Origin of the sequence: Roseateles subflavus (genome assembly GCF_030285365.1) — a bacterium.
GTDB lineage: Bacteria > Pseudomonadota > Gammaproteobacteria > Burkholderiales > Burkholderiaceae_C > Roseateles_B > Roseateles_B subflavus.
In genome coordinates this window covers 257,581-278,407 of sequence record NZ_JASVDS010000003.1, presented here as the reverse complement: position 1 = coordinate 278,407, position 20,827 = coordinate 257,581, and the positions used below count along the sequence as shown (strand labels likewise).

Below are 20,827 nucleotides of genomic sequence, written 5' to 3'. Positions count from 1 at the left end.
GAGAGAAATGATCAAGGGACGCTGATCAAGGGCAGGCGACGTAGCCACCCGGAGGGGCGCCAAGGTCCACATTCACCGTGAACAGGGTCTGCAGACCGCTAGGCGACTGCACGGTGATCGTGATCGTGCCGCTGCTGGCCGTGGTGAAGGTGTAGTTCACCACCGTGCCCGTCGGTTGCAACGAGTTCGGCACCGTGCCACCCACCACCGTCGCAGACATGCCTGCGGTGGTGGTCGTCGACACCACCGTGCCCGCCGCCATCGGGTTGTAGAAGTTGGGATTGGCATCCGCCACTTCAAACAACAGGGAGCCCGTCACACCGGCGTTGTAAACGGTCGTGCCATTCAGGTCGTAGACCGACTTGTTCAGCACGGTACCGGCCGTCGTCGCGGTGTAGCCATAAGGCACGGTGCGGGGCACCGGGCAGGTGCCGGCAGCCGGACGGAAGACGCCGCTCGGCAGCGCGGTACCCCAGGTCAGACGAGCCTTGGAGGTCGACCACACCGTCTGCACCGCAGCACGCACGAACGCCTTGCCCCAGTTGGCCGAGCAGGTCAGCGGCTTCGAGGGCACGATGGGACGCGGTGTGCCGACGGAACCGTTGGTGCCGTCATAGCGTTGGAACGGGGCCGTCGCGGCGTTGAAGCAGGCCGACGTGCCGCCACCGTAGGGGATGGTCTGCAGGTCGGGGGCGTAGAAGCCGCGGAACTTGTTGTCCAGGTAGGGATCACCCAGGTCTTCGTAGTCCTCGCCCACGTTGAACTGGTTGTCCCCGTTCAGATCCAGGAAGCTCTCCTCGCCGATGGCGTAGGCGAGCGTCGTCACACGGCCATCCCAGAGGGGAGGACGCTGACCGCCCGAGATCGAGTTCGCCGACACGGTCGACAGCGCCGTCGACGAGCCGGTCGAGGGCGACGTCAGCACCTGGCCCAGCGTGTTGACGAAGTTGACGACGGTCGTCGGAGGCACCGGGTTGCCCAGACGGTCGGCCACCACCGCGGAGTAGGTGTTGGTCGTGCCGTCGAGGTCATAGCCTTCGATGTTCAGGAACTTCTGGGACAGCGAGAACCGCGACTGCGTCGGGAGACCCACGGCGATCGACAGATTGGCCGACACGGAGGAGAAGCTCTGCGTGCCGTCATCCGAGGTGTAGGTCGCACGGATCGCCACAGGGGTCGGCACGGTGCCGGAATTGACCAGTACGCGGACCTGGCCATTGCTGTCCGTCGTCTTGTCGATCACGGGCAGCACACCACCGACCGCGGTCCGACCGTCCACCGTCAGCCCGCCCACCGTCGTGGTCGGGGTGAGCTTCACGAGCTTGCCCGCCAGGCCGGCGCCATTGCCGTCGTTGACCTGGAAGATGACCGTCGAGTTGGTCGGGGGATAGCCGGCCGTCGACAGGTACAGCAGCGACGGCGAGGCCGACACGAAGGTGATGCCCGCCACGGAGGGCGCAGCGATCGGAATGGTCAGCGAGCCGCTCACCGTGCTGCCCACCACCTGCAGGCTCAGCGTGTCACTGGCCTGCTTGGCGCCGCAACCCAGATCCTGGTAGGTGAAGGTGGCGACGCCATTGGTGGTCGTCGCGGTAGTCGGCGTCAACGTGGCCTTGATCGGGTTCTGTGCCGCGCACTGGGAAGCCAGCGTCAGCTGCACCGGCACCGTTCCGGCCGTGCCGGAGAGCTTGACGGTGATGATCGAGGACCCGTTGGCCGCCAGCTTGCTGCCAGCCGGAACGTCAGACGTGAAGGACTCGATGCCCACGACCGTCGCGGTCAGCTGGAAGCCGACGATGTTGGACGTCACGGTCTGGCTGCCCACCGTGGTGGACGCGCTCACGCTGTCAGCGGCGGCCGACGTCGCATTGGCCGGAGCCAGGGTCACGGCGGCCGTGCCCGTGGCGTCCGTCAGCGCCGTCACGGCACTCAGCAGGCCGAAGCCGCGCTGGGTGCTGAAACTGACCACCTGGCCGGGAATCGGCGCACCGCTGCCATCCTTCAGGACGGCCGTGACCGTGGCCGGCGAGCCAGCCGTGACGATCGCGCTGGACAGACTCAGCGCCAGCGAAGCGGACGTGGTGGAGGTGCCCACCACCGCGAAGTTGACCTGGCTGGACAGCACGCGATTGTTGTAGCTGATCGAGGCCTTGAGCGTGTCGGCGCCCGGCTGGGTGCCCGACGTCGTCAGAACGACCACGGCATTGCCGTTGGCGTCCGTCAGGGCCTGCACCTGGCTCAGCTGAGCCACCGTCGCGCCCAGGCTGAAGGCGATCACCTGGTTGGCGATGCCGACGCCGCTGGCGTCCTTCAGCGTGGCCGTCGCAGTGATCGACGACTTGGAGGTCAAGCTGTTGGAGGACAGGGCCACCGTCAGTGCGGCGGTGGAGGTCGACGTGGCCGTGACCTGGAAGCCCTTGTTGTCAGACAGCGACTTGCCGCCGTACGTGACCGTCGCGATCACGGTATCAGCACCCGTGATGTCCGTGCTGGCGGCCGTCAGCAGCACGCTGGCCGTGCCGTTGCCGTCCGTCAGTGCCGTGTTGGAGCTCAGCTGAGCGAGGGCACCCACGCCGCTGCCGAAGCTGAAGTTGACGACCTGGCCGGCCACCGGATTGCCCTGGGCATCCTTCAGCGTGGCCGTCACGGAAGCGCTCTTGCTGCCCGTGATGTTCGGGGAGGACAGCGTCACCGACAGCGCGGCTGCGCCCGAGGCTGCACCGATCACGGAGAAGCTGCCGGAGGAGCTGAGGGTCGCGCCACCGTAGGCGACGGTCGCCACCACGGTATCAGCACCCGACTCCCCGGCCGCGGCGGGCGACAGGATGACCACGGCCCTGCCATTGGCGTCCGTCAGTGCGCTGGCCACACTCAGGTCCGCCAGACCACCCTTGGAGAAGGTGAAGTTGACGACCTGGTTGGGAATGGCCGCGCCGTTGGCGTCACGCAGCGTCGCCGTCGCCGTCACCTTGGAGGCGTTGGAGACCGTCGTGCCGGACAGGCTCATGCTGAGCGTCGCGCTGTTGGCCCCCGGGTAGAGCGAGCCGCCCGAGCTACCGCCACCGCCGCCACAGGCCACCAGGCCAAGACTCATCGTCATGGCCAGCAGCGCCATGAGCCAACGGCCCAGGTGTTGTTGAAGGTAATTCCTCATGTCATCAAACTCCAGCGCAGCAGATGCAAGTTGACCCGCACAGCTTTGATCATCAATCCAGCAGGCCGGCGTGAAGCCGGCCGATCTCTCAGTTTCAGCGACCCGTCACCCGATCCGTCACCACCTTGGGAGTGATGAAGATCAGCAACTCGGTCTTGCTCGATGTCTTGGCCTTGTTCTTGAAGAGGTTGCCCACCACAGGAACATCGCCCAGCAACGGCACCTTCTTGACGTCCTCTCGCTCTTCCTGCGTGAAGATGCCGCCGAGGACCACCGTACCGCCATTCTCAACCAGCACCTGCGTCTTCACGTGCTTGTTGTTGATGGCATAGCCCTGGGGCGTGAGGACGCCGCGGCTGTCCTTGTTCACATCCACGTCAAGGATCACGTTGCCTTCAGGCGTGATCTGGGGCGTCACTTCCAGCTTGAGCACGGCCTTCTTGAACGTCACGGACGTTGCACCGGCCGACGTCGCCTGCTGGTAAGGAATTTCCTCGCCCTGCTCGATCAGCGCCTTGGCCTGGTCGGCCGTCACCACACGGGGGCTCGAGACGATCTTGCCCTTGCCATCCGCTTCCAGAGCCGAGAGCTCTAGGTTCAGGAAGCGATTGGCCGTCGCATTGAACAGGGTCAGCGCGAAGGTCTGCGGCGTGCCGCTCAGGACGCTCGGCGCCGGCAGATTGATCAGCTGCGTGTCGTTGAAGGACTGCGCGGCACCCGGCTGCTTGGTCGTCGACCCTGCAGCGTTGTAGTTGCCGCCGATGGCCACGTAGTTGTTGCCGCCGACGTTGTAGCCGGGGATGCCCCCCTGCTGCGCGCGGATGTCATTCACACCGAGCTTCACACCCAGCGAGCGACCGAAGCTGTCGTCGGCCTCGACGATCCGGGCCTCGATCAGCACCTGACGCACAGGGACGTCAATCTTGGCGATCAGGGCCTGGATCTCGTCCAGCTTGCTGGCGATGTCGTTGATGAAGAGCTGGTTGGTCCGGCTCTCCGAGATGACGCTGCCGCGCGAGGACAGGATGCGAGCGTTGTTGCCGCTGATCCCACTGCCCGTCAGGCCCTTCACGATGTCTTCGGCCTTGACGTAGTTCAGCTGGATCGACTGCGTGCGCAGCGGCTCGAGCTGGGCCATCTGGGCCTTCGCCTCCAGGTCCTGGCGTTCCTTGATGGCCAGCTCCTCCTTGGGAGCGATCCACAGCACATTGCCGGACTTGCGCAGACCCAGCCCGCGCGCCTGCATGATGATGTCCAGCGCCTGATCCCAGGGAACGTCCTTGAGACGCAGGGTGACGTTGCCGGTCACGGTGTCACTGGTCACCACGTTGAAGTTGGTGAAGTCGGCGATGACCTGCAGGAGGGCACGGACCTCGATGCTCTGGAAATTCAGGGAGAGCTTGTCACCGGCGAAGCCGGGCCCCTGGACCAGCTTGTTCGGATCGACCTTCTGGGGGCGCACTTCCAGCACGAACTGGTTGTCGCTCTGGTAGGCACTGTGTTCCCAGTTGCCCTTGGGCTCGACGACCACGCGCACCTTGTCACCGACCTGGCTGGCGTTCACGAACTGCACGGGGCTGCCGAAGTCCGCGACGTCAAGGCGGCGGCGCAGCTCAGGCGGCAGGCTGGTCTTGGGGAACTCCAGCACCAGGTTCTGCCCCTGCTGCTGGATGTCGACGCCCACCTGGTTGCTCGGGAGGCTGATCACCACGCGACCGGCACCATCGGCACCGCGGCGGAAGTCGATGTCACGCAGCGTCTGGCTGGCGGCGTTCAGGCTCGGCGCGAAGTGCAGCGGTTCCGCCTTGGCCGGCGCGGCCGTGGGGGTGGCCGACGCGGTCGACGGGCTGTTCTCGAGGATGACGAGCAGCGCCTTGTCTTCGATCTGCGCACGGTAGCCGGAAGCCTGGCGCAGGTTCAGCACGACGCGCGTGCGGTCCCCCGCCTGGGCCACGCTGGCCGACCGCAGATTGCCCGCGTTGATCTCGACCGTGCTGCGGCCCATGCCGTTGGAAATGCCGGGCAGGTCCAGTGCGATGCGCGGAGGCGCCTGCACGACGAAGCCAGCCGGGATGTCCTTGAGGCTTTCGCTGAGCTCGATTCGCACGACCTCAACACCCGCCTGCTGCAGCGTGCTGATGGACTTGATGGCGTTCTGCGCCCAGGCCTGCAACGGCAACAGGGCCACCGCCACCACGCCAACGGCCCAACGACGCCATTGAGTCATACCACTCATCTTCGACAAATTCTTCATCGTCCCTTCTCCTGCAACTGGAGGGTGCTTGTGCGTTCTATCCATTCGCCAGCCGCGTCCTGGACGACTTCGCGCAGAGTGATCTCGGTTTCCGAAATCTGGGTGATGCGCCCAAAGTTCAGACCCAGGTGATCACCTTGCTTGACCTGGTACAAAAGTGCGTCCACCTTCAGGAGCGCGAAGGGTCGCCCCTGGCGGATCAGGCTGCCCACCATCGACATCGAGTCCAGCGGGTAGGCTTCCAGAGGCTCCTTGCGGCGGTTCATCTCCGCCGTCAGCAGGGAGTTCGGCTGACTGGCCTCCTGCTTGACCGCCACGCTCAGCTTCTGGGCACTGAACGGATCAATGCTCAGGGCGGTGTCGTAGGGCTGCGGTGTGAACTTCTTGGGTGGAGACAGGGGCTGGACCGACGCGCGGGTTTCACGCCGCTGCTGCGCTGTCCAGTCCTGCAATTCGGACAACTCGTTGCCGCACGCACTCAGGCCCATGGCGGCCAGCGTGACGGTCATGACCGTGAGGCGCTTCATTTCTTGGCTCCCTGCTTGGCAGCGGCCTTGGATTTGCGCTGTTCCGCGACCTCAGCCGAATCCAGGTAGCGGTAGGTCCGCGCCTTGGCTTCCATGTTCAGCGTGCCCGACAACGCAGCGTCCCGGGTGGCCAGCACGCTCACGTTCAGGTCGCTCAGGGTCACGATGCGGGACAGGTTGGCGATATCGGCCACGAAGGCGCCGATGTCGTGATAACGGCCCGACACGCGGATGGAAATGGGCTTCTCGGCGTAATAGTCCTTCACCACTTCCGGAGAGGGACCGAAGAACTCGAACTGCAGCCCACGACCGACGGCCGCGCTGTTGATGTCTGAGAGCAGTGCGTCCATCTCGGCACGCCCCGGCAGCTGCTTCTCCAGCTGGTTGACGTACTCCTCGACCTGGCTCTTCTGCTTGCGCAGTTCGGGCAGGTTGACCGCTTGCACCAGCTTGGTCTTGTAGTCCTGACGGAGGTTGGGCTCTTTGGCTGCCTCGGCATCCAGTGCGGCCTGGGCATCGGCCAGGACCAGGAACCAGCCCCCCACGACCGCCAGCACGATGGCTGCAGCAAAGGTCAGCAGACGGGGCGCCAGGGGCCACTGCCCAGGCTCTTGCGGATTGAGCCCCCTGAACTGGTCCTGGACCTCTTCGAACCAGGCGTTCAGATCAAAATTGGCGGAAGAATTCTTGGCCATAGTGTCAGGGCTTCCTCGAAGGCTGACCCTTGGCAGACGCCTCGGTCTGCGGAGCCTTGATGGAGACGCGCATGGTGAACTCGAACAGACGCTTCTGGTCCTTGGTGCTCGCCATGCCGCCCAGCCTGATTTCGTTCAGGTCCGGGTTGTAGAGCCACTCGGACGACCGGGACGTATTGCGGATGAACTCCGAGACACGGTCCTGCGTCTGGGCCAGCCCGCTGACCGTGACCAGCTTGTCGGTCTGCTGGATGCGCGTGAGGAAGATGCCTTCAGGCACCTGACGCACCAGTTCCGTGAGCAGATGGACGGGGACGTTGCGGCCCGTCTGCAGATCTTCCACCGCCTGCTGGCGCGACTTCAGACCCTCGATCTCGGCCTTCAGGTTGGCGATGTCCTTGATCTGCTCATCAAGCAGCGCGTTCTCGCGGCGGAGATATTCGTTGCGGGCGATCTGCTGATCCGTCATCTGCTGCAGCAGCAGCATGCCGGCGCCCACGAGGAGGCCACCGACGACCACGGAAAGCGCCAGCCCGACGAAGAAGGCGGTCTTGCGACGCTTGCGTTTCTCGGCGCGGTGAGGAAGGAGGTTGATCAAAATCACTGGAAGAACCTCCGCATGGCAAGCCCGCAGGCGGTCAGGTAGGCAGGCGCCTCGCGGCGCAGCTTCGACTCACGCACCGCGGAACCCAGCTCCATGCTCTCGAAGGGATTGACCACCATGCAGGCGAAGCCCGTCAGCTCGGTCACGCGATCCTTCAGGCCCGGCAGCGTGGCCGTGCCGCCCGCCAGCATCACGTAGTGCACCTTGTGGTGCGGCGTGCTGGTGAAGAAGTACTGCAGCGCACGGCCGATTTCCTGGGAGAGGCTGTCCACGAACGGCTGGAGCACCACGGTGTCGTAGTCTTCCGGCAGCTCGTTGGCCAGCTTCTTCTGCTCGGCCTCCTCGAACGAGAAGCCGTACTGCCGGGAGATCAGCTGCGTCAGCTGCGAGCCGCCGAACGCCTGGTCGCGGTCGTAGAGCATCTCGTCGTCACGCAGAACCTTGAGGCTGGTGGTGTCGGCGCCGATCTCGAACAGGGCGACGAGGGCGTCCTTGCCCTCCCCCGGAAGGGCGGCCACGAGCCGGCCCATCGCCAGGCGAGAGGCATGCGACTCGATGTCCAGCACGACGGGCCGCAGACCGGCGGCCTCGGCGAGGCCCTGACGATCCTGCACCTTGTCCTTGCGGGACGCGGCAATCAGGACTTCGACGTCACCGACGGACGTCGGGCTCGGGCCGAGCACGCAGAAATCGAGACTGACCTCGTCGAGCGAGAAGGGGATGTACTGGTTGGCCTCGGCCTCGACCTGGATCTCCAGCTCCTCTTCGCGCAGGCCCGCCGGCAGCATGATCTTTTTGGTGATCACAGCCGACTGCGGCATGGCCAGCACGGCGTCACGCGTCTTCGTGCCACTGCGGGCCACCACGCGACGCACGGCGTCCGCCACCTCATCGAATTTTTCAATCTGGCCGTCGGCGATCCAGCCCTTCTCGAACGACTCCATCGCGAAGCGCTCGAGCACCATCTCACCGTTCTTGTTTTGACTGAGTTCGACCAGCTTGACGCTGGAAGAGCTGATGTCCAAGCCAATCATGGGCGGATGCTTGCGACCCAGCAGTACGTCAAGAATTCCCATGACGCGGTTCCCCCAACACGCTTTGCAGGCGTCGGATTGTTAATAAGTTACTTGAATGCTAGCAGTAAAGCCTATGACACCGTTCGAAAAACGGCTGCGAGCACGTAACACCACGTTGCGAAACATACACGGCTTTCTACGCCCATCTGTCCCCGAAAAGAAGCCCTTTCGGGGCGGATTCGACACGGCCTGGCAAGGCCCGCCGATTCAAAGCGGAGCAGAGTGCCGTTTCTATAATGATTTGCCCTCACTGGAGCCCCATGAGCAAATCCAAATCATCGAACGTGCCTACTTCGCCGGATAAGGACGTGGCGGATGGCCCCAAGGCGTCGCATCGCCACCACACTGCCGCGCGCCGTTTCGTCTGGCGCCCCTTGATGTGGCTCGGCGGACTGGCCCTTGGAGGCACGCTGGCCGTGGCGCTCCTGCTGGCCCTCGGCCTGGCGATGGCCTACCCCAACCTGCCGGACATCTCCGGACTCACCGACTACCGGCCCAAGCTGCCGCTGCGCGTGCTGTCGTCGGATGGCGTCGTGCTGGCCGAATTCGGTGAGGAGCGCCGCAGCTACCAGCCCATCAAGGAGATTCCCAAGGTGATGCAGGACGCCATTCTCGCGATCGAGGATGCGCGCTTCTACCAGCACGGTGGCGTGGACTATCTCGGCGTGATCCGCGCCGGCCTGGCCAATGTGGGCGAGGCCAGGAGCCAGGGGGCGTCCACCATCACCATGCAGGTCGCCCGCAACTTCTATCTGTCGACCGAGAAGACGATGACGCGCAAGATCTACGAGATCCTGCTGGCGCTCAAGATCGAGTCGGCGCTGAGCAAGGAGCAGATCCTCGAGATCTACATGAACCAGATCTTCCTGGGCCACCGGGCCTACGGCTTCGCGGCGGCCAGCGAGGTGTATTTCGGCAAACCGCTGAAGGACATCACCGTGGCGGAGGCCGCGATGCTGGCCGGCCTCCCCAAGGCGCCCTCAGCCTACAACCCGATCAACAACCCGCGCCGCGCACGCATCCGCCAGCAGTACATCATCGACCGCATGCTGGAGAACGGCTACATCACCGAGGAGCAGCACGCGCAGGCGAAGGCCCAGGTGCTGCGCTATCGCACCGTGGCAGACACCAGCAGCCATGCGGAGTACGTGGCCGAGGCGGCGCGCCAGCTGATCTTCAACCAGTACGGCGACGAGACCTACAGCCGCGGCCTGGACGTCTACCTGACGCTGCGCCACGACGAGCAGATGACCGCCTACCGGGCCCTGCGCCGCGGGATCATGGACTACGAGCGCCGCCAGGTCTACCGCGGCCCGGAGGCCTATATCGACCTGCCCGCCGACCCCAAGGACATGGACGTGCGCATCGCCGAGGCGCTGGCGGACCACCCGGCCAACGACGAGCTGCTGGCGGCGGCCGTGCTGGAGGCGGACCCGAAGAAGGTGGTCGCCGTGCTGCAAAGCGGTGAGAGCCTCACCATCACGGGCGAAGGCCTGAAGCCCGCGACGTCGGGGCTGTCGGAGCGCGGCAATCCCAAGACACGCATCCGCCGCGGCGCCATCATCCGCGTCCTCAAGCTGCCCAAGGGCGACTGGAGCATCACGCAGCTGCCCGAGGTGGAAGGCGCCTTCGTGGCCATGGACCCGCGCGATGGACGCATTCGCGCGATGGTGGGTGGCTTCGACTACAACAAGAACAAGTTCAACCACGTGACGCAGGCCTGGCGACAGCCGGGCTCGAGCTTCAAGCCCTTCATCTATTCGGCGGCCCTGGAAAAAGGCTTCACGCCGGCGACCGTCGTCAATGACGCGCCGCTGTTCTTCGATGCCACCACCACGGGCAGCCAGCCCTGGGAGCCCAAGAACTACGACGGCACGTTCGATGGCCCCCTGCCCCTGCGCAAGGCGCTGGCCAAGTCCAAGAACATGGTGTCCATCCGGGTGCTGCAGTCCATCGGCGTCCACTACGCCCAGGACTGGATCACGCACTTCGGCTTCGAGGCCGACAAGCACCCGGCCTACCTCACCATGGCACTGGGCGCAGGCTCGGTCACCCCCATGCAAATGGCGCAGGGCTATGCCGTCTTCGCGAACGGTGGCCATCGCGTCTCGCCCCAGCTGGTGGCCAAGCTGACGGACAACAAGGGGCGCGTGCTCTTCGAGGCCCCGCCGCGGACGCTCGGCGAGGACTCACGCGCCATCGAGCCACGCAACGCCTTCCTGATGAGCAGCCTGCTGCAGGAGGTGACACGCAGCGGCACGGCAGCCAAGGCGCAGGCCCAACTCAAGCGCCCGGACATCTACGGCAAGACCGGCACCACCAACGACTCCATGGACGCCTGGTTCGCCGGCTATCAGCAGAGCCTGGTGGCCGTGGTGTGGATCGGGTACGACCAGCCGCGCAAGCTGGGCGATCGCGAGACTGGCGGCGGCCTCTCGCTGCCAGTCTGGATCGAGTTCATGGGCTTTGCGCTCAAGAACACGCCCGTTGCCGAGATTTCGCCGCCAGAAGGCGTCGTTCAGGTCAACGGCGAGTGGTTCTACGACGAGTTCTCGGGCAACTCCGGCGTGCGCGCCCTGAGCAACGACGCCAACATCCCGCCGCCCGCCAGCGACGAGGAAAAGAAGAGCATCCTGGATCTCTTCCGGCGCTGAGTCGTCTCCCTCGAGGCACCAGCCCCTCAAGAGGGGCAGCCCATCAAGAGGGGCCGTCCGTGGAGCGGCAGCCCATCAAGAAGGGCCGCCCATAGGGCGGCAGCCCATCAAGAGGGGCCGCCCATAGGGCGGCAGCCCATCAAGAAAGAGGCCGCCCGTGGGGCGGCCTCTTGCCATTCAATTCAGCATTGGCGGCGACTGCATGGCGCCGCCCACCAGGCCTCAGCGCTCGACCGGTTCGAAACGCAGCGCCTGTCCGGCCTGCGCCGACGCCTCCTCGGACAGCAAGGCATGGAACTCCCGCCCGCTGCGCTCAACCCAGCGCCCCTCGACAAAGCGGAAGTGGAAGCCGCCCGCCTTGGCCGCCAGCCACAACTCCTGCAGCGGCGGCTGGGTGTTGATGATGATCTTGCTGCGATTGGGGAAGGTCAGCTCGAGCAGCCCCCCGGTGCGGTGGGTGTCGATGTCAATCCGGTCCTCGTCCAGCCACGCATCAATGCGGGTCTCGATTCCCAGCAGGATGGCCTGGGTGCGGGCCTGGTAGTCCGCGTCCTGGAGGGGGGTGGCAGTGAGAGCGCTCATGACCGATAAACTGGCAGGTATGAAGATCAATCCAGGCGGCAGTTTAGTCCCCCACGGGGCCGATTCCATGCGAACAGCCCGCAAGGCCATGCCATCGATGCGGTCGCGCGGCCGACTTGGGGCTGCCGCCAGGCTGGGCGCCCTCGCCCTGTGCAGCCTGGCCGCGCTCTCGGCCTGCGGACAGAAGGGCCCCTTGACCCTGCCGCCGGCCAAGCCTGCCGCCATGGCGCCCGCAAGCACCCCGGTGCCGGCACCGGCGTCAGCGGCGTCCAGCACGCACCGTTGAGAGAGTCCTCGGCTGCTGCTGCGCCGACGTTGGCGGGCTCACCCCTGCCAGGTCAGAACCGCAGGCTGCCCGGCAGCTCGCGATAAGCGGCATCCAGGAACTGCACGGGGCCGTAGCAGGCCTCGGCGCGCCCGCGGCCGTTGTCCGCATCCGTCATCAACGCCGCCCCGATCAACGGCCCTGCCGCCTCGCCAAAGGCCAGGCGGTAGTCGTCGACCACGTTGCGGCTGAAGCGCATCCAGCCCCCGCGCCGGTCCTGCCCGGAGCCGATGACGATCTTGCGGATGCGGTCACTGCGGGGACTGACCTTCACCGTCCCCACCGGCGCCTTCGCGTCCCACACATACATCAGCGTGGCATACGGCGGCGCCTCGCCCATGATGGTGTGCGCCAGCTCGTAGAGCATGCGGGTTCGCAGAGGCAGGAGACCGACGTCGCCATCGAAGGCCAGCACCAGGCTGGCGGGCGCGTCGTCGATGTCTGGATCCTCCACCTCGCGACTCGACTCGAAGCGGTCGATCCACCACTCGAAGCGGACCTCCTGCAACTGGTCGACCGGCAACTGCAGCCGGCGCCGCAGCAGGCTGGCCGACCCCTGTGCCTTGGCCTGGACACAGGGCCGACTGGCCCGCTCGTCCATGCTGTAGCGTGTGCGGGCCTTGCCGGGCAGCTCGCGGTCCGTCCAGTCCTGCGGCAGAACCGCCGCCTCCGTCCGTGCCGGCTCCACGGTGGGCGACTCGGGCGCAGTCACCGGATGATGGGCACAGGCCACCAGGCCCACCACCCATCCCAACGTCAACAGTTTCTTGAAGGCACTCATGATCTCGACTCCAGGCCCGATGCAGCAGAGACTAGCTGCCCGGCAGACTGGCGCCGTGATGCTATGCACAAGAACTTAACAGGACATGAAAAAGGGCCCCGAAGGGCCCTCGATTGCGCGAACAAGTGCGCAGATCAGAAGCGATGACGGATGCCGACGGTGTAGCCCAGGCGGGTCTTGGCACCGTTCGGGGCCCCGGCAGCGCTGTTCAGGCTGGCGTGGTCACCCGTCAGCGAGGTACGGTCGATCTCGGCGTACAGGTCGGTGCGCTTGGACAGCGCGTAGTCGGCCACGGCCGACCAGAACTTGGCCTTCAGCTCCAGGGCAGCCAGGGCACCGGTCTGCTTGGCGCTGTAGAAGTGGGTGCCCAGGTTCAGCTGAGGCGTCATCTGATAGCCCAGGCCCAGGGTCCACATCGTGCGCTTCTTCAGGCCCAGCAGGCCGGCGGCGCCACCCAGTGCGGCGTCGTAGCCCGTGCCGCCGTTGTTGAACGAGGCCCACAGCAGCGTGCTGGCGATGGTGGTGGCATCTGCCGCCGTCGGCGTGCCTTCCACCTTGTTCTCGCCCCAGCCCGCATTGACGTACCAGTCGCCGACCTTGTACGAACCACCGAAGGTCGTGGCCTTGATCTTGGCGCTGGACGGCAGCATGTAGTCCTGCATGCCGGCGCCGACGGAGATGCCGTCCGCCGAGTAGCGCACCACGCCACCGACGGTGCGGCCACCGCCGCCCTCGCCGGCACTCACCTGCAGCTCGCCGCGGATCGGGCCTTGCTCGAACAGGTACTTGACCATGTTGTCGGCACGAGCGCTCAGCGCCAGGCCCACTTCAGGCTTGTAGACGTCGAAGTACGGGGAATAGGGATAGGACACGTAGGTGCTGGTCACCAGATCGAACAGCACGTTGTACTGGCGGCCGATGGTCACGCGGCCGAAGTCGCTGCTTTGCAGGCCGACCCACGACTGCATCCAGAAGGGCAGCGGCGCGGGGTTGGCGGAACCGGTGTCCAGATTCAGGCGGTGTTCCAGGTTGGCCAGCACCTTCATGCCACCACCGAGGTCTTCCGTGACGTTCACGCCCAGGCGGCTTTGAGAGAAGCCGCCGCCGACCACGCGGGTCACCGAGCCTTGGCCGCTCGGGGCGGAACCTTCGTTATCCGTGATGCGAACGCCGCCGTCCACGATGCCGTAGAGCGTCACGCTCGACTGGGCGTAGGCAGCGCTCACGCTGGCAGCCAGCAAACCCAGAACCAGAGTAGCCTTCTTCATGTATCTGTCTCCTGCTTTATGAATGAAGCGTCGCAATGGATTCTGTGACAGATGGTCCCGGAGGCCTAGACGCGACGTTGCAGGCCACCCACAAGCACTAACCCTGTCGCTATGGCGACAAGGCTGAAAGCAGGCTGACAGATGCACAAGAACGGTGCAGAACGAACCCCGCCGCGGCTGGCGAGGGCATGAAAAAAGCCGCCCCGGAGGGCGGCTTGTGCGGCTCGGCGTGGCAGCCCCGAAGGGCTGGGGCCGGCAGACATCAGAAGCTGTGGCGCACGCCCACTTCGTAGGCCGAGGACTTCTGGCCGGCAGCAGCGGCAGGGGCGCCGGCGATGGCGACCTTGGAGTTGCCCTTGTTGTCGATTTGCGAGTACGTGGCGTACAGGCCGGTGCGCTTGGAAATGTCGTGCACGTAGCCGAACGACAGGATGTTCAGGTCGTCAGCCACCTTGGCGGTAGCGACGGCGTCGTTGGCGTTCGAACGGGCGTAGTGCACGCGGACCGAGCCTTCCTTCGTGACGGGCACCTTGGCGCCGATCGTGAAGATGGACTGCTTGTAGGCGCCGAACTTGGTGTTGGACACGGTACCCATGACGGTGGCCACGCCGAAGTCGTACGAAGCGCCCAGCACGGTCACCTTGTACTTGTCGCCCTTGGCGTCGGTCTGTGCATAGGCAGCAGCGACGTTCAGTTCCTTGTCCTTGTAGCCCAGACGGCCGGAGCTGTACTTCTTGCCGTCGGTGCCTTCGCCAGCGCCCAGCTCGAACGTGCCGTACACGCCGCCCAGGTTGTCCGGCAGGCTGTAGGCCACTTGGTTGTCCGAACGGTTCAGGGTGTCAGCGCCGCTGCCCAGGGTCGAGTAGGCCTTGGTGATCTCGCCGATGCCGGTGGTCTCGAAGGGGGTGAAGCCGTCGATGGCCAGACGGGCAGCCACCTTGTGGCGGCCGATGCGCAGTTCACCCATCTCGGTGGAGCTCAGGCTCACGGTGGCGCGGCGGCCCCAGAAGCGGGAGGTATCAGCGGTGCCGGTGTCCGGATTCAGGGCGGCTTCCAGCCAGAAGCCGGCCTTCAGGCCGCCACCGAGGTCTTCGGTGCCACGCACGCCCAGGCGGCTGGCGTTCAGGCCGTCGGTGCCCACTTGCTTGATGGTGGCGCTGCCGGTCTTGGCAGAGCGCACGTTGGCGTCGATCACGCCGAACAGGGTCACGGAAGACTGGGCCGCAGCGGCACCAGCGAAGGCAGCCAGCACGGCGCCAACCAGGATCGTCTTATTCATTCGTAGCTCCGAAAGAGTCATCAGGGGTCAGGCAACCAAGGCAACCCGGCCGGCTGGCGCCGAGGGTTTGCATGGAAGTTGGCGTGATTGAACCAAAGGTTTTCCCTGATTCGCCACCTGGAAATCATGACAGTTTGTCATCCGTTGTCGTTCGGCAACGACGATCAAACATTTGGCTATGTTCATATGACCGTCACGAACCAAGCCATGGACGGCCGAGGGGATTTGGGGCACTGCGCCCCGGCGAGACCATCCGCGCGGCTCCTTTTACACTGGTGGGTCTCTGCCAACCGGCCCGCCAGGGGCCTCGATCAAGGCCTGACATGCCCCGCTCCCATGACTTCAAGGATCGATTGCTCAGCGCGGTCGGCCACGGGCTGCTGACCGTCTGGGGCCGCCCGGCGGCCGGCCGTGCCAATCCGGCACACAGCGCGCCAGCCGCGCTGACGGACACCGAACGCGCCCATGCGGGCGCCCTGATGCGCGTCAACCACGTCGGAGAGGTCTGCGCCCAGGCGCTGTACCAGTCCCAGGCACTGCTTTCGCGCGACGAGGGCCTGCGCAAGCAGCTGCACCAGGCCGCCGCGGAGGAAATCGACCATCTGGCCTGGACACGCGAACGCCTCGATGAACTCCAGGACCGCCCGAGTCTGCTGAACCCGCTGTGGTACGGCGGGGCCTTCGCACTCGGCGGCCTGGCCGGGCTGCTGGGAGACAAGGTCAGCCTGGGATTCCTGATCGAGACGGAGCGGCAGGTGGAACAGCATCTGGCCTCGCACCTGGATCGCCTGCCGGCCGAGGACCGGCGGTCATGGGAGATCGTGGATCAGATGAAGCAGGACGAGGCCGCCCATGCGCAGCATGCGCTGGACGCGGGTGGCCGCAGCCTGCCGGCGCCGATCCCGGACCTCATGCGCCTGGCAGCCCGGGTGATGACCACGGTGGCCCACCGCCTCTGAGGCCCGCCGGCCGCTGATGACGCATCAGGCGCCATCGGGCGCCATCAGGCTCGACTTGCGGCGATCAGCCCTCGACGAGCTCCACCGATGTCGTGATGGCGGCGGTCTTGGCCAGCATGATGCTGGCGGAACAGTACTTTTCGTGCGAGAGCGCGACGGCGCGCTCCACGGCCGCGCGGTCCAGCGCCTTGCCCGTCACCACGAAATGCATGTGGATGCCCGTGAAGACCTTCGGGTCGGTCGCGGCCCGCTCGGCCTTGAGCTGCACCTGGCAGCCGCGCACGTCATGTCGGCCGCGCTTGAGGATCAGGACGACGTCATAGGCCGTGCAGCCGCCAGTGCCGGCCAGCACCGTCTCCATCGGGCGAGGCGCCAGGTTGTGCCCGCCGCCCTCCGGGGCGCCGTCCATGGCCAGCATGTGGCCGCTGCCGGTCTGGGCGACGAAGCTCATGCCGTCCGTGCCCATCCAATTGATCGTGCATTCCATGGCGCGCATTGTGAGCCCAAATCAAAAGCCCGGCGGGGCGCCGGTCACCGGGCCGCCCACCCGCTGGATGACTGGAGGATGTCACGCCTTCGTGCGGACTAGAGCCGTCGCTCCAATGCCGCAACCCTTTTGATATTGCAGCGCAGCATCACGCAACATAGAATGGATTTCATTGGGAATAGCGAACGCGCAAACGTATGCGCACCCGCTTTGTGCATGATTTTTGCACCATTTTGGTCCCGACCGTTTGTCTCCTCCACCGCCTCCATGGTGGATTCAACCCGAAGCTGCAAGGCTTCGGGTTTTTTTTCGCCTGGACCGCCCGGGTGGCGGACGAAGCGCACCCTGGTGGACAGCGTTCGTGCACCGTCTCAGGGCCCTTGACCAAGGGCGACACCTCGCGCCGCCCGGCCGTCGCGCGGCTCCAGACCCCCACCTTATGATGCAGTGCCGCAACACTCGCTTTGGAGATCGCAGATGGCTGGCCAGGTTCGCAAGCGCCGCTCCCCCTCCACCCCGGCGCAATCACCCGCACTGATTCCGGCCGGCAACAGCTATCTGCAGCGAATTCTGAACGCCAAGGTCTACGACGTCGCCGTCGAGAGCACGCTGGACCCGGCGCGCAACCTCTCCCGCCGTCTCGGCAACAAGGTCTACCTCAAGCGCGAGGACCAGCAGCCCGTCTTCAGCTTCAAGCTGCGCGGGGCCTACAACAAGATGGCGCAGCTGACGCCGGAGCAGCTCCAGCGCGGCGTCATCTGCGCCTCGGCGGGCAATCATGCCCAGGGCGTGGCGCTGTCGGCCCGCAAGCTCGGCTGCCGGGCGGTGATCGTGATGCCCGTCACCACGCCCTCCGTCAAGATCAACGCCGTCCAGGCCCTGGGCGGCGAGGTCGTGCTGCATGGCGAGAGCTTCACCGACGCCTACCAGCACGCGCTGGAGCTCGAGAAGGCCCAGGGGCTGGGCTTCGTCCACCCCTTCGACGATCCGGACGTCATTGCCGGCCAGGGCACCATCGCCATGGAGATCCTGCGCCAGCATGAGGGCCGCATCGACGCCATCTTCGTGGCCATCGGCGGCGGCGGCCTGATCTCCGGCGTGGCGGCCTACATCAAGGCCGTGCGCCCCGAGATCAAGGTCATCGGCGTCCAGACGCGCGACTCCGACGCCATGGTGCGCTCCGTGCGCGCCGGCAAGCGGGTGCAGCTGTCCGATGTCGGGCTCTTCTCGGATGGCACGGCCGTGAAGCTCGTCGGCGAGGAAACCTTCCGGATCACGCGCGAGCTCGTCGACGACTTCGTCATCGTCGACACCGACGCCGTCTGCGCCGCCATCAAGGATGTCTTCGAGGACACCCGCAGCATCCTCGAGCCGGCCGGGGCGCTGGGCGTGGCCGCGGTCAAGCAGTACTGCGCCGAGCATGGCGTGAAGGGCCAGACCTTCGTCGCCATCACCTGCGGCGCCAACATGAACTTCGACCGCCTGCGCTTCGTCGCCGAGCGGGCGGAGGTGGGTGAGCAGCGCGAGGCCGTCTTCGCCGTCACGATCCCCGAGGAGCGCGGCAGCTTCAAGCGCTTCTGCGAGCTGCTGGGCCCCCGCAACGTGACGGAGTTCAACTACCGCATCTCGGACAGCCGCCAGGCCCATGTCTTCGTCGGTGTGTCCACGCAGAAGCGCGAGGAAGCGCACAAGGTGATCCGGCTGCTGAACCGTCAAGGCTACGAGACCGTCGATCTCACCGACGACGAGCTCGCCAAGCAGCACGTGCGGCACATGGTGGGCGGCCGCAGCGAGCTGGCCGAGAACGAGCGGCTTTTCCGCTTCATCTTCCCCGAGCGTCCGGGCGCGCTGATGAAGTTCCTCTCCAGCATGCATCCGGACTGGAACATCAGTCTCTTCCACTACCGCAACCAGGGCGCCGACTACGGCCGCATCCTGGTCGGCATCCAGGTGCCGCGCCGGGACAACGCCGCGTTCAAGCGCTTCCTGGACTCGCTGAACTACCCCTTCGTGGAAGAAACGGACAACCCCGTCTACCGCCTCTTCCTGCGCTGACCTCCGCGCGATTGCGTTAGGCGGGCGCAAGGCCGGCGCAAAGCCACGCTGCAGGAAAGATCGTGGCGGCGACGCAGTCCGCATGACGCACAATCCGGCCAGCGGCAACCGTCGCCGGCCTGACAGCGTCCATGTCCATCCACCAGTCCCTGATCTCCCCCACCGCCAACCCCGAACTGCGCCGCGCCCTGAGCGAGCGGCTGCAGCGGCGCGCGGCGCTCGCGGGCGGGCTGGGGGAGCTCGAGCCCCTGGCCATCCGGCTGGGCCTGATCCAGGACAGCCTGACACCTCGGTTCCGCGACCCGACCGTGGCCCTCTTCGTGGCCGACCACGGGCTGGCCGTCGACGGCCTGCCCCTGATGTGGGGCCGCACGACCAAGCAGCACGCCGACCTCCTCCTGCACAACCGCCTGCCCTGCAGCGTGCTCGCCCGCACGCAGGGGCTGCAGCTCTCGCTGATCGACTGTGGCATCGCGGAGGAAATGCCGCCCAACCCGCGCCTGCAGTCGCGCAAGATCGCCCATGGCACCCGCAACAGCCGTCTCGGCCCCGCGATGAGCCTGGAACATGCCCACGCCGCCGTGCGCGTGGGCATGGAAATCGCCGACAAGTTCACCGGCAATGTCCTCGTCTGCGCCGGGCTGGGCCAGGGCGCCTTCGAGGCCGGCGCACTCGTGATGTCCCGCCTGTGCGACCTGCCGGTGAAGGACTTCATCGTGTCCGGCCCCGACATGCGGCAGGACCAGCTCGACCCGCTGCTCGGGCTGCTGCTGGCCTGCCAGGCCCGCCACCGGGAGGCGGTCGATCCAATGGATGTGCTCGCGGCCTTCGGTGGCTTCGAGACGGCCGTGATGGTTGGCGCCATGCTGGTGGCCGCGAGCAAGCGCCACCTCATCGTCGTCGACGGGCTGCCGGCCTGCGCGGCGCTCAAGGCGGCCTCGATGATCGCGGCGCCCGTCACCGACTACGCCGTCTTCTGCCGCAGCCACACCCACCACGGCATCGACCAGGCGCTGGCGCAGTTCCACGCCGCAGCGCTGCTGGAGCTGGGTCTGGACGCGGCGGATGGCTGCGGCGCCCTGCTCGCCTGGCCCATGCTGCGCGCCGCGGCCGCCATGCTGACGGATTTGCACGATTCGGCTGACACGCTGATGCCGCCTCCCCCGCCACCCGCCGTGCGCGTCTCCGGACCCGGGCGGCTCAGCAGTCGGCCCGGATTGCTGGGCATGCCCGGAACGGCAGGCGACACGGAGTCCTGATCCCCCACAGCGACGGCCAGCGCCCGCGCTCCATGGAAGAAAAAAGGGCCGCGTCACGCGGCCCTCTTCTTGTGCGCTTCAGCGGGCACCACGGCCCGCGGCGGCTCAGCGCAGCGGCAGGCTGTTGGGCCCGGGCGCGGGCGGCGGCACCTGGCTCGGCTGCCCGGCCTGCGCGGCCTGCGGCCGAGGCGGCGGCAGCGTGGCGGGCGGCATCATGCCCGGTACCGCGCCGGGGTCCGGCTGGGCGCCCATGGGCGGTGCCACGCCTTGGAGCGGGGGCGCCGGCTGCGCCATGGGGGCGGACAGCGCGTAGGTCGCCGGCGGCTGCGACGGCAGGGCCACGCCTTGCGCGGGCAGCAGCGGCGCCAGGCTCAGCGTGATCGAGGGGCCGCCCTCACGGCCGATCCTCACGCCGCTGGTCGTGATGGCCAGCAGCTGGCGGTCGCCGTCCACCAGCGCGCCGACGCGCACCGTGCGTGGCGGGCCGCCGTCGACGGAGATCAATGCCACGCCTTCCTGCTCATGGCCATCCACGCGCTTCGGCGCCACCAGGCCCAGCAGCTTGAAGCGGCTCTCGTCGGGCGACGGGGCGGCCTCGGCCTGCGCGGGTGTGACGCCCAGCAGGCGGCCGAGATCGGAACGGGGCGCGGCGGCATCGGCCACGGCCAGGGTCTGCGCGGGCGCTGCGGGCGAGCGCAGACCGAGCGTCATACCCCAATAGACGATGGCCAGACCCAACAGGGCCCAGACAAGAAACGCACTCAGTCGAGCAATCATGCGGCGATTATGATTCACCGCTGTAGTGCCGCCATGTCCCCCGGGTAAACCATGCCTAGGGGCTCCTACCCAACTCTTGTGGCTCCCGACG

General features: G+C 66.4%; 17 protein-coding genes. 5 read left to right on the top strand and 12 right to left on the bottom strand.

The features are described from left to right. Nucleotides 1-25: 25 nt before the first annotated feature. The 6 genes from QRD43_RS12220 to QRD43_RS12195 form a co-directional block, all read right to left on the bottom strand. Nucleotides 26-3,154, bottom strand: coding sequence for a beta strand repeat-containing protein (locus tag QRD43_RS12220; protein WP_285982757.1), 3,129 nt, complete (start codon nucleotides 3,152-3,154; stop codon nucleotides 26-28). A 94-nt stretch (nucleotides 3,155-3,248) separates the two neighbouring features. Then, a complete protein-coding gene (locus QRD43_RS12215; protein WP_434063870.1) occupies nucleotides 3,249-5,390 on the bottom strand; it encodes a type IV pilus secretin PilQ in 2,142 nt (713 codons plus the stop codon). A 14-nt stretch (nucleotides 5,391-5,404) separates the two neighbouring features. After that, nucleotides 5,405-5,935 carry a pilus assembly protein PilP gene (locus QRD43_RS12210; RefSeq protein ID WP_285982756.1) on the bottom strand — a complete coding sequence of 177 codons (531 nt, stop codon included), beginning with the start codon at nucleotides 5,933-5,935 and terminating at the stop codon, nucleotides 5,405-5,407. Next, a complete protein-coding gene (locus QRD43_RS12205) occupies nucleotides 5,932-6,630 on the bottom strand; it encodes a type IV pilus inner membrane component PilO (protein ID WP_285982755.1) in 699 nt (232 codons plus the stop codon). The genes QRD43_RS12210 and QRD43_RS12205 overlap by 4 nt, the downstream gene beginning before the upstream one ends. Before the next feature lie 4 nt (nucleotides 6,631-6,634). Beyond that, nucleotides 6,635-7,234, bottom strand: coding sequence for a PilN domain-containing protein (locus tag QRD43_RS12200; RefSeq protein ID WP_285982754.1), 600 nt, complete (start codon nucleotides 7,232-7,234; stop codon nucleotides 6,635-6,637). Then, complete coding sequence (locus QRD43_RS12195) at nucleotides 7,231-8,310, bottom strand: pilus assembly protein PilM (protein WP_285982753.1); 1,080 nt, start codon at nucleotides 8,308-8,310, stop codon at nucleotides 7,231-7,233. Before QRD43_RS12195 ends, QRD43_RS12200 begins: the two co-directional genes overlap by 4 nt. Nucleotides 8,311-8,687: 377 nt before the next feature. Between QRD43_RS12195 and QRD43_RS12190 the strand changes: the two genes are divergently transcribed. Beyond that, a complete protein-coding gene (locus QRD43_RS12190) occupies nucleotides 8,688-10,964 on the top strand; it encodes a penicillin-binding protein 1A (protein ID WP_285982752.1) in 2,277 nt (758 codons plus the stop codon). Between the two features lie 222 nt (nucleotides 10,965-11,186). On the opposite strand, the gene cyaY is transcribed toward QRD43_RS12190, so the two are convergent. Beyond that, nucleotides 11,187-11,546: an iron donor protein CyaY gene (cyaY, locus tag QRD43_RS12185; RefSeq protein ID WP_285982751.1), complete on the bottom strand. Its 360-nt coding sequence runs from the start codon at nucleotides 11,544-11,546 to the stop codon at nucleotides 11,187-11,189. Between cyaY and lptM the strand changes: the two genes are divergently transcribed. Beyond that, nucleotides 11,545-11,832 carry an LPS translocon maturation chaperone LptM gene (gene lptM / locus QRD43_RS12180; RefSeq protein WP_342399036.1) on the top strand — a complete coding sequence of 96 codons (288 nt, stop codon included), beginning with the start codon at nucleotides 11,545-11,547 and terminating at the stop codon, nucleotides 11,830-11,832. The genes cyaY and lptM overlap by 2 nt on opposite strands. A 52-nt stretch (nucleotides 11,833-11,884) precedes the next feature. On the opposite strand, the gene QRD43_RS12175 is transcribed toward lptM, so the two are convergent. From QRD43_RS12175 to QRD43_RS12165, 3 genes are all read right to left on the bottom strand, one after another. Continuing rightward, the gene (locus tag QRD43_RS12175) at nucleotides 11,885-12,652 is read right to left on the bottom strand and encodes a DUF3047 domain-containing protein (RefSeq protein WP_285982750.1); all 768 of its coding nucleotides are present in this window, start codon (nucleotides 12,650-12,652) and stop codon (nucleotides 11,885-11,887) included. A gap of 134 nt (nucleotides 12,653-12,786) precedes the next feature. After that, nucleotides 12,787-13,920 carry a porin gene (locus QRD43_RS12170; RefSeq protein ID WP_285982749.1) on the bottom strand — a complete coding sequence of 378 codons (1,134 nt, stop codon included), beginning with the start codon at nucleotides 13,918-13,920 and terminating at the stop codon, nucleotides 12,787-12,789. 262 nt (nucleotides 13,921-14,182) lie between these two features. Then, complete coding sequence (locus tag QRD43_RS12165) at nucleotides 14,183-15,199, bottom strand: porin (RefSeq protein WP_285982748.1); 1,017 nt, start codon at nucleotides 15,197-15,199, stop codon at nucleotides 14,183-14,185. Nucleotides 15,200-15,522: 323 nt separating this feature from the next. Here QRD43_RS12165 and coq7 point away from each other — a divergent pair, with 323 nt between their 5' ends. Next, nucleotides 15,523-16,158, top strand: a complete 636-nt coding sequence (gene coq7, locus QRD43_RS12160) for a 2-polyprenyl-3-methyl-6-methoxy-1,4-benzoquinone monooxygenase (protein WP_285982747.1) — start codon at nucleotides 15,523-15,525, stop codon at nucleotides 16,156-16,158. 64 nt (nucleotides 16,159-16,222) lie between these two features. On the opposite strand, the gene QRD43_RS12155 is transcribed toward coq7, so the two are convergent. Next, nucleotides 16,223-16,645 carry an OsmC family protein gene (locus QRD43_RS12155; protein ID WP_285982746.1) on the bottom strand — a complete coding sequence of 141 codons (423 nt, stop codon included), beginning with the start codon at nucleotides 16,643-16,645 and terminating at the stop codon, nucleotides 16,223-16,225. Between the two features lie 477 nt (nucleotides 16,646-17,122). Between QRD43_RS12155 and ilvA the strand changes: the two genes are divergently transcribed. Both ilvA and QRD43_RS12145 read left to right on the top strand, forming a co-directional pair. Further along, a complete protein-coding gene (ilvA, locus tag QRD43_RS12150) occupies nucleotides 17,123-18,700 on the top strand; it encodes a threonine ammonia-lyase, biosynthetic (RefSeq protein WP_285982745.1) in 1,578 nt (525 codons plus the stop codon). Between the two features lie 131 nt (nucleotides 18,701-18,831). After that, nucleotides 18,832-19,959, top strand: a complete 1,128-nt coding sequence (locus QRD43_RS12145) for a nicotinate-nucleotide--dimethylbenzimidazole phosphoribosyltransferase (RefSeq protein ID WP_285982744.1) — start codon at nucleotides 18,832-18,834, stop codon at nucleotides 19,957-19,959. A 105-nt stretch (nucleotides 19,960-20,064) separates the two neighbouring features. Here the strand turns inward: QRD43_RS12145 and QRD43_RS12140 are convergent, their stop codons facing one another. After that, complete coding sequence (locus QRD43_RS12140; protein ID WP_285982743.1) at nucleotides 20,065-20,736, bottom strand: hypothetical protein; 672 nt, start codon at nucleotides 20,734-20,736, stop codon at nucleotides 20,065-20,067. Between the last annotated feature and the right edge of the window lie 91 nt (nucleotides 20,737-20,827).

Excerpts from the sequence above, each read along its gene's own strand:
- QRD43_RS12215 (WP_434063870.1), bottom strand. The coding sequence starts at position 5,390 with ATGAGTGGTATGACTCAATGGCGTCGTTGGGCCGTTGGCGTGGTGGCG.
- QRD43_RS12190 (WP_285982752.1), top strand. The coding sequence starts at position 8,688 with ATGTGGCTCGGCGGACTGGCCCTTGGAGGCACGCTGGCCGTGGCGCTC.
- cyaY (WP_285982751.1), bottom strand. The coding sequence starts at position 11,546 with ATGAGCGCTCTCACTGCCACCCCCCTCCAGGACGCGGACTACCAGGCC.
- QRD43_RS12145 (WP_285982744.1), top strand. The coding sequence starts at position 18,832 with ATGTCCATCCACCAGTCCCTGATCTCCCCCACCGCCAACCCCGAACTG.
- QRD43_RS12175 (WP_285982750.1), bottom strand. The coding sequence starts at position 12,652 with ATGAGTGCCTTCAAGAAACTGTTGACGTTGGGATGGGTGGTGGGCCTG.
- QRD43_RS12220 (WP_285982757.1), bottom strand. The coding sequence starts at position 3,154 with ATGAGGAATTACCTTCAACAACACCTGGGCCGTTGGCTCATGGCGCTG.
- QRD43_RS12195 (WP_285982753.1), bottom strand. The coding sequence starts at position 8,310 with ATGGGAATTCTTGACGTACTGCTGGGTCGCAAGCATCCGCCCATGATT.
- QRD43_RS12165 (WP_285982748.1), bottom strand. The coding sequence starts at position 15,199 with ATGAATAAGACGATCCTGGTTGGCGCCGTGCTGGCTGCCTTCGCTGGT.
- ilvA (WP_285982745.1), top strand. The coding sequence starts at position 17,123 with ATGGCTGGCCAGGTTCGCAAGCGCCGCTCCCCCTCCACCCCGGCGCAA.
- QRD43_RS12210 (WP_285982756.1), bottom strand. The coding sequence starts at position 5,935 with ATGAAGCGCCTCACGGTCATGACCGTCACGCTGGCCGCCATGGGCCTG.
- QRD43_RS12205 (WP_285982755.1), bottom strand. The coding sequence starts at position 6,630 with ATGGCCAAGAATTCTTCCGCCAATTTTGATCTGAACGCCTGGTTCGAA.
- QRD43_RS12140 (WP_285982743.1), bottom strand. The coding sequence starts at position 20,736 with ATGATTGCTCGACTGAGTGCGTTTCTTGTCTGGGCCCTGTTGGGTCTG.
- QRD43_RS12155 (WP_285982746.1), bottom strand. The coding sequence starts at position 16,645 with ATGGAATGCACGATCAATTGGATGGGCACGGACGGCATGAGCTTCGTC.
- QRD43_RS12170 (WP_285982749.1), bottom strand. The coding sequence starts at position 13,920 with ATGAAGAAGGCTACTCTGGTTCTGGGTTTGCTGGCTGCCAGCGTGAGC.
- coq7 (WP_285982747.1), top strand. The coding sequence starts at position 15,523 with ATGCCCCGCTCCCATGACTTCAAGGATCGATTGCTCAGCGCGGTCGGC.
- lptM (WP_342399036.1), top strand. The coding sequence starts at position 11,545 with ATGACCGATAAACTGGCAGGTATGAAGATCAATCCAGGCGGCAGTTTA.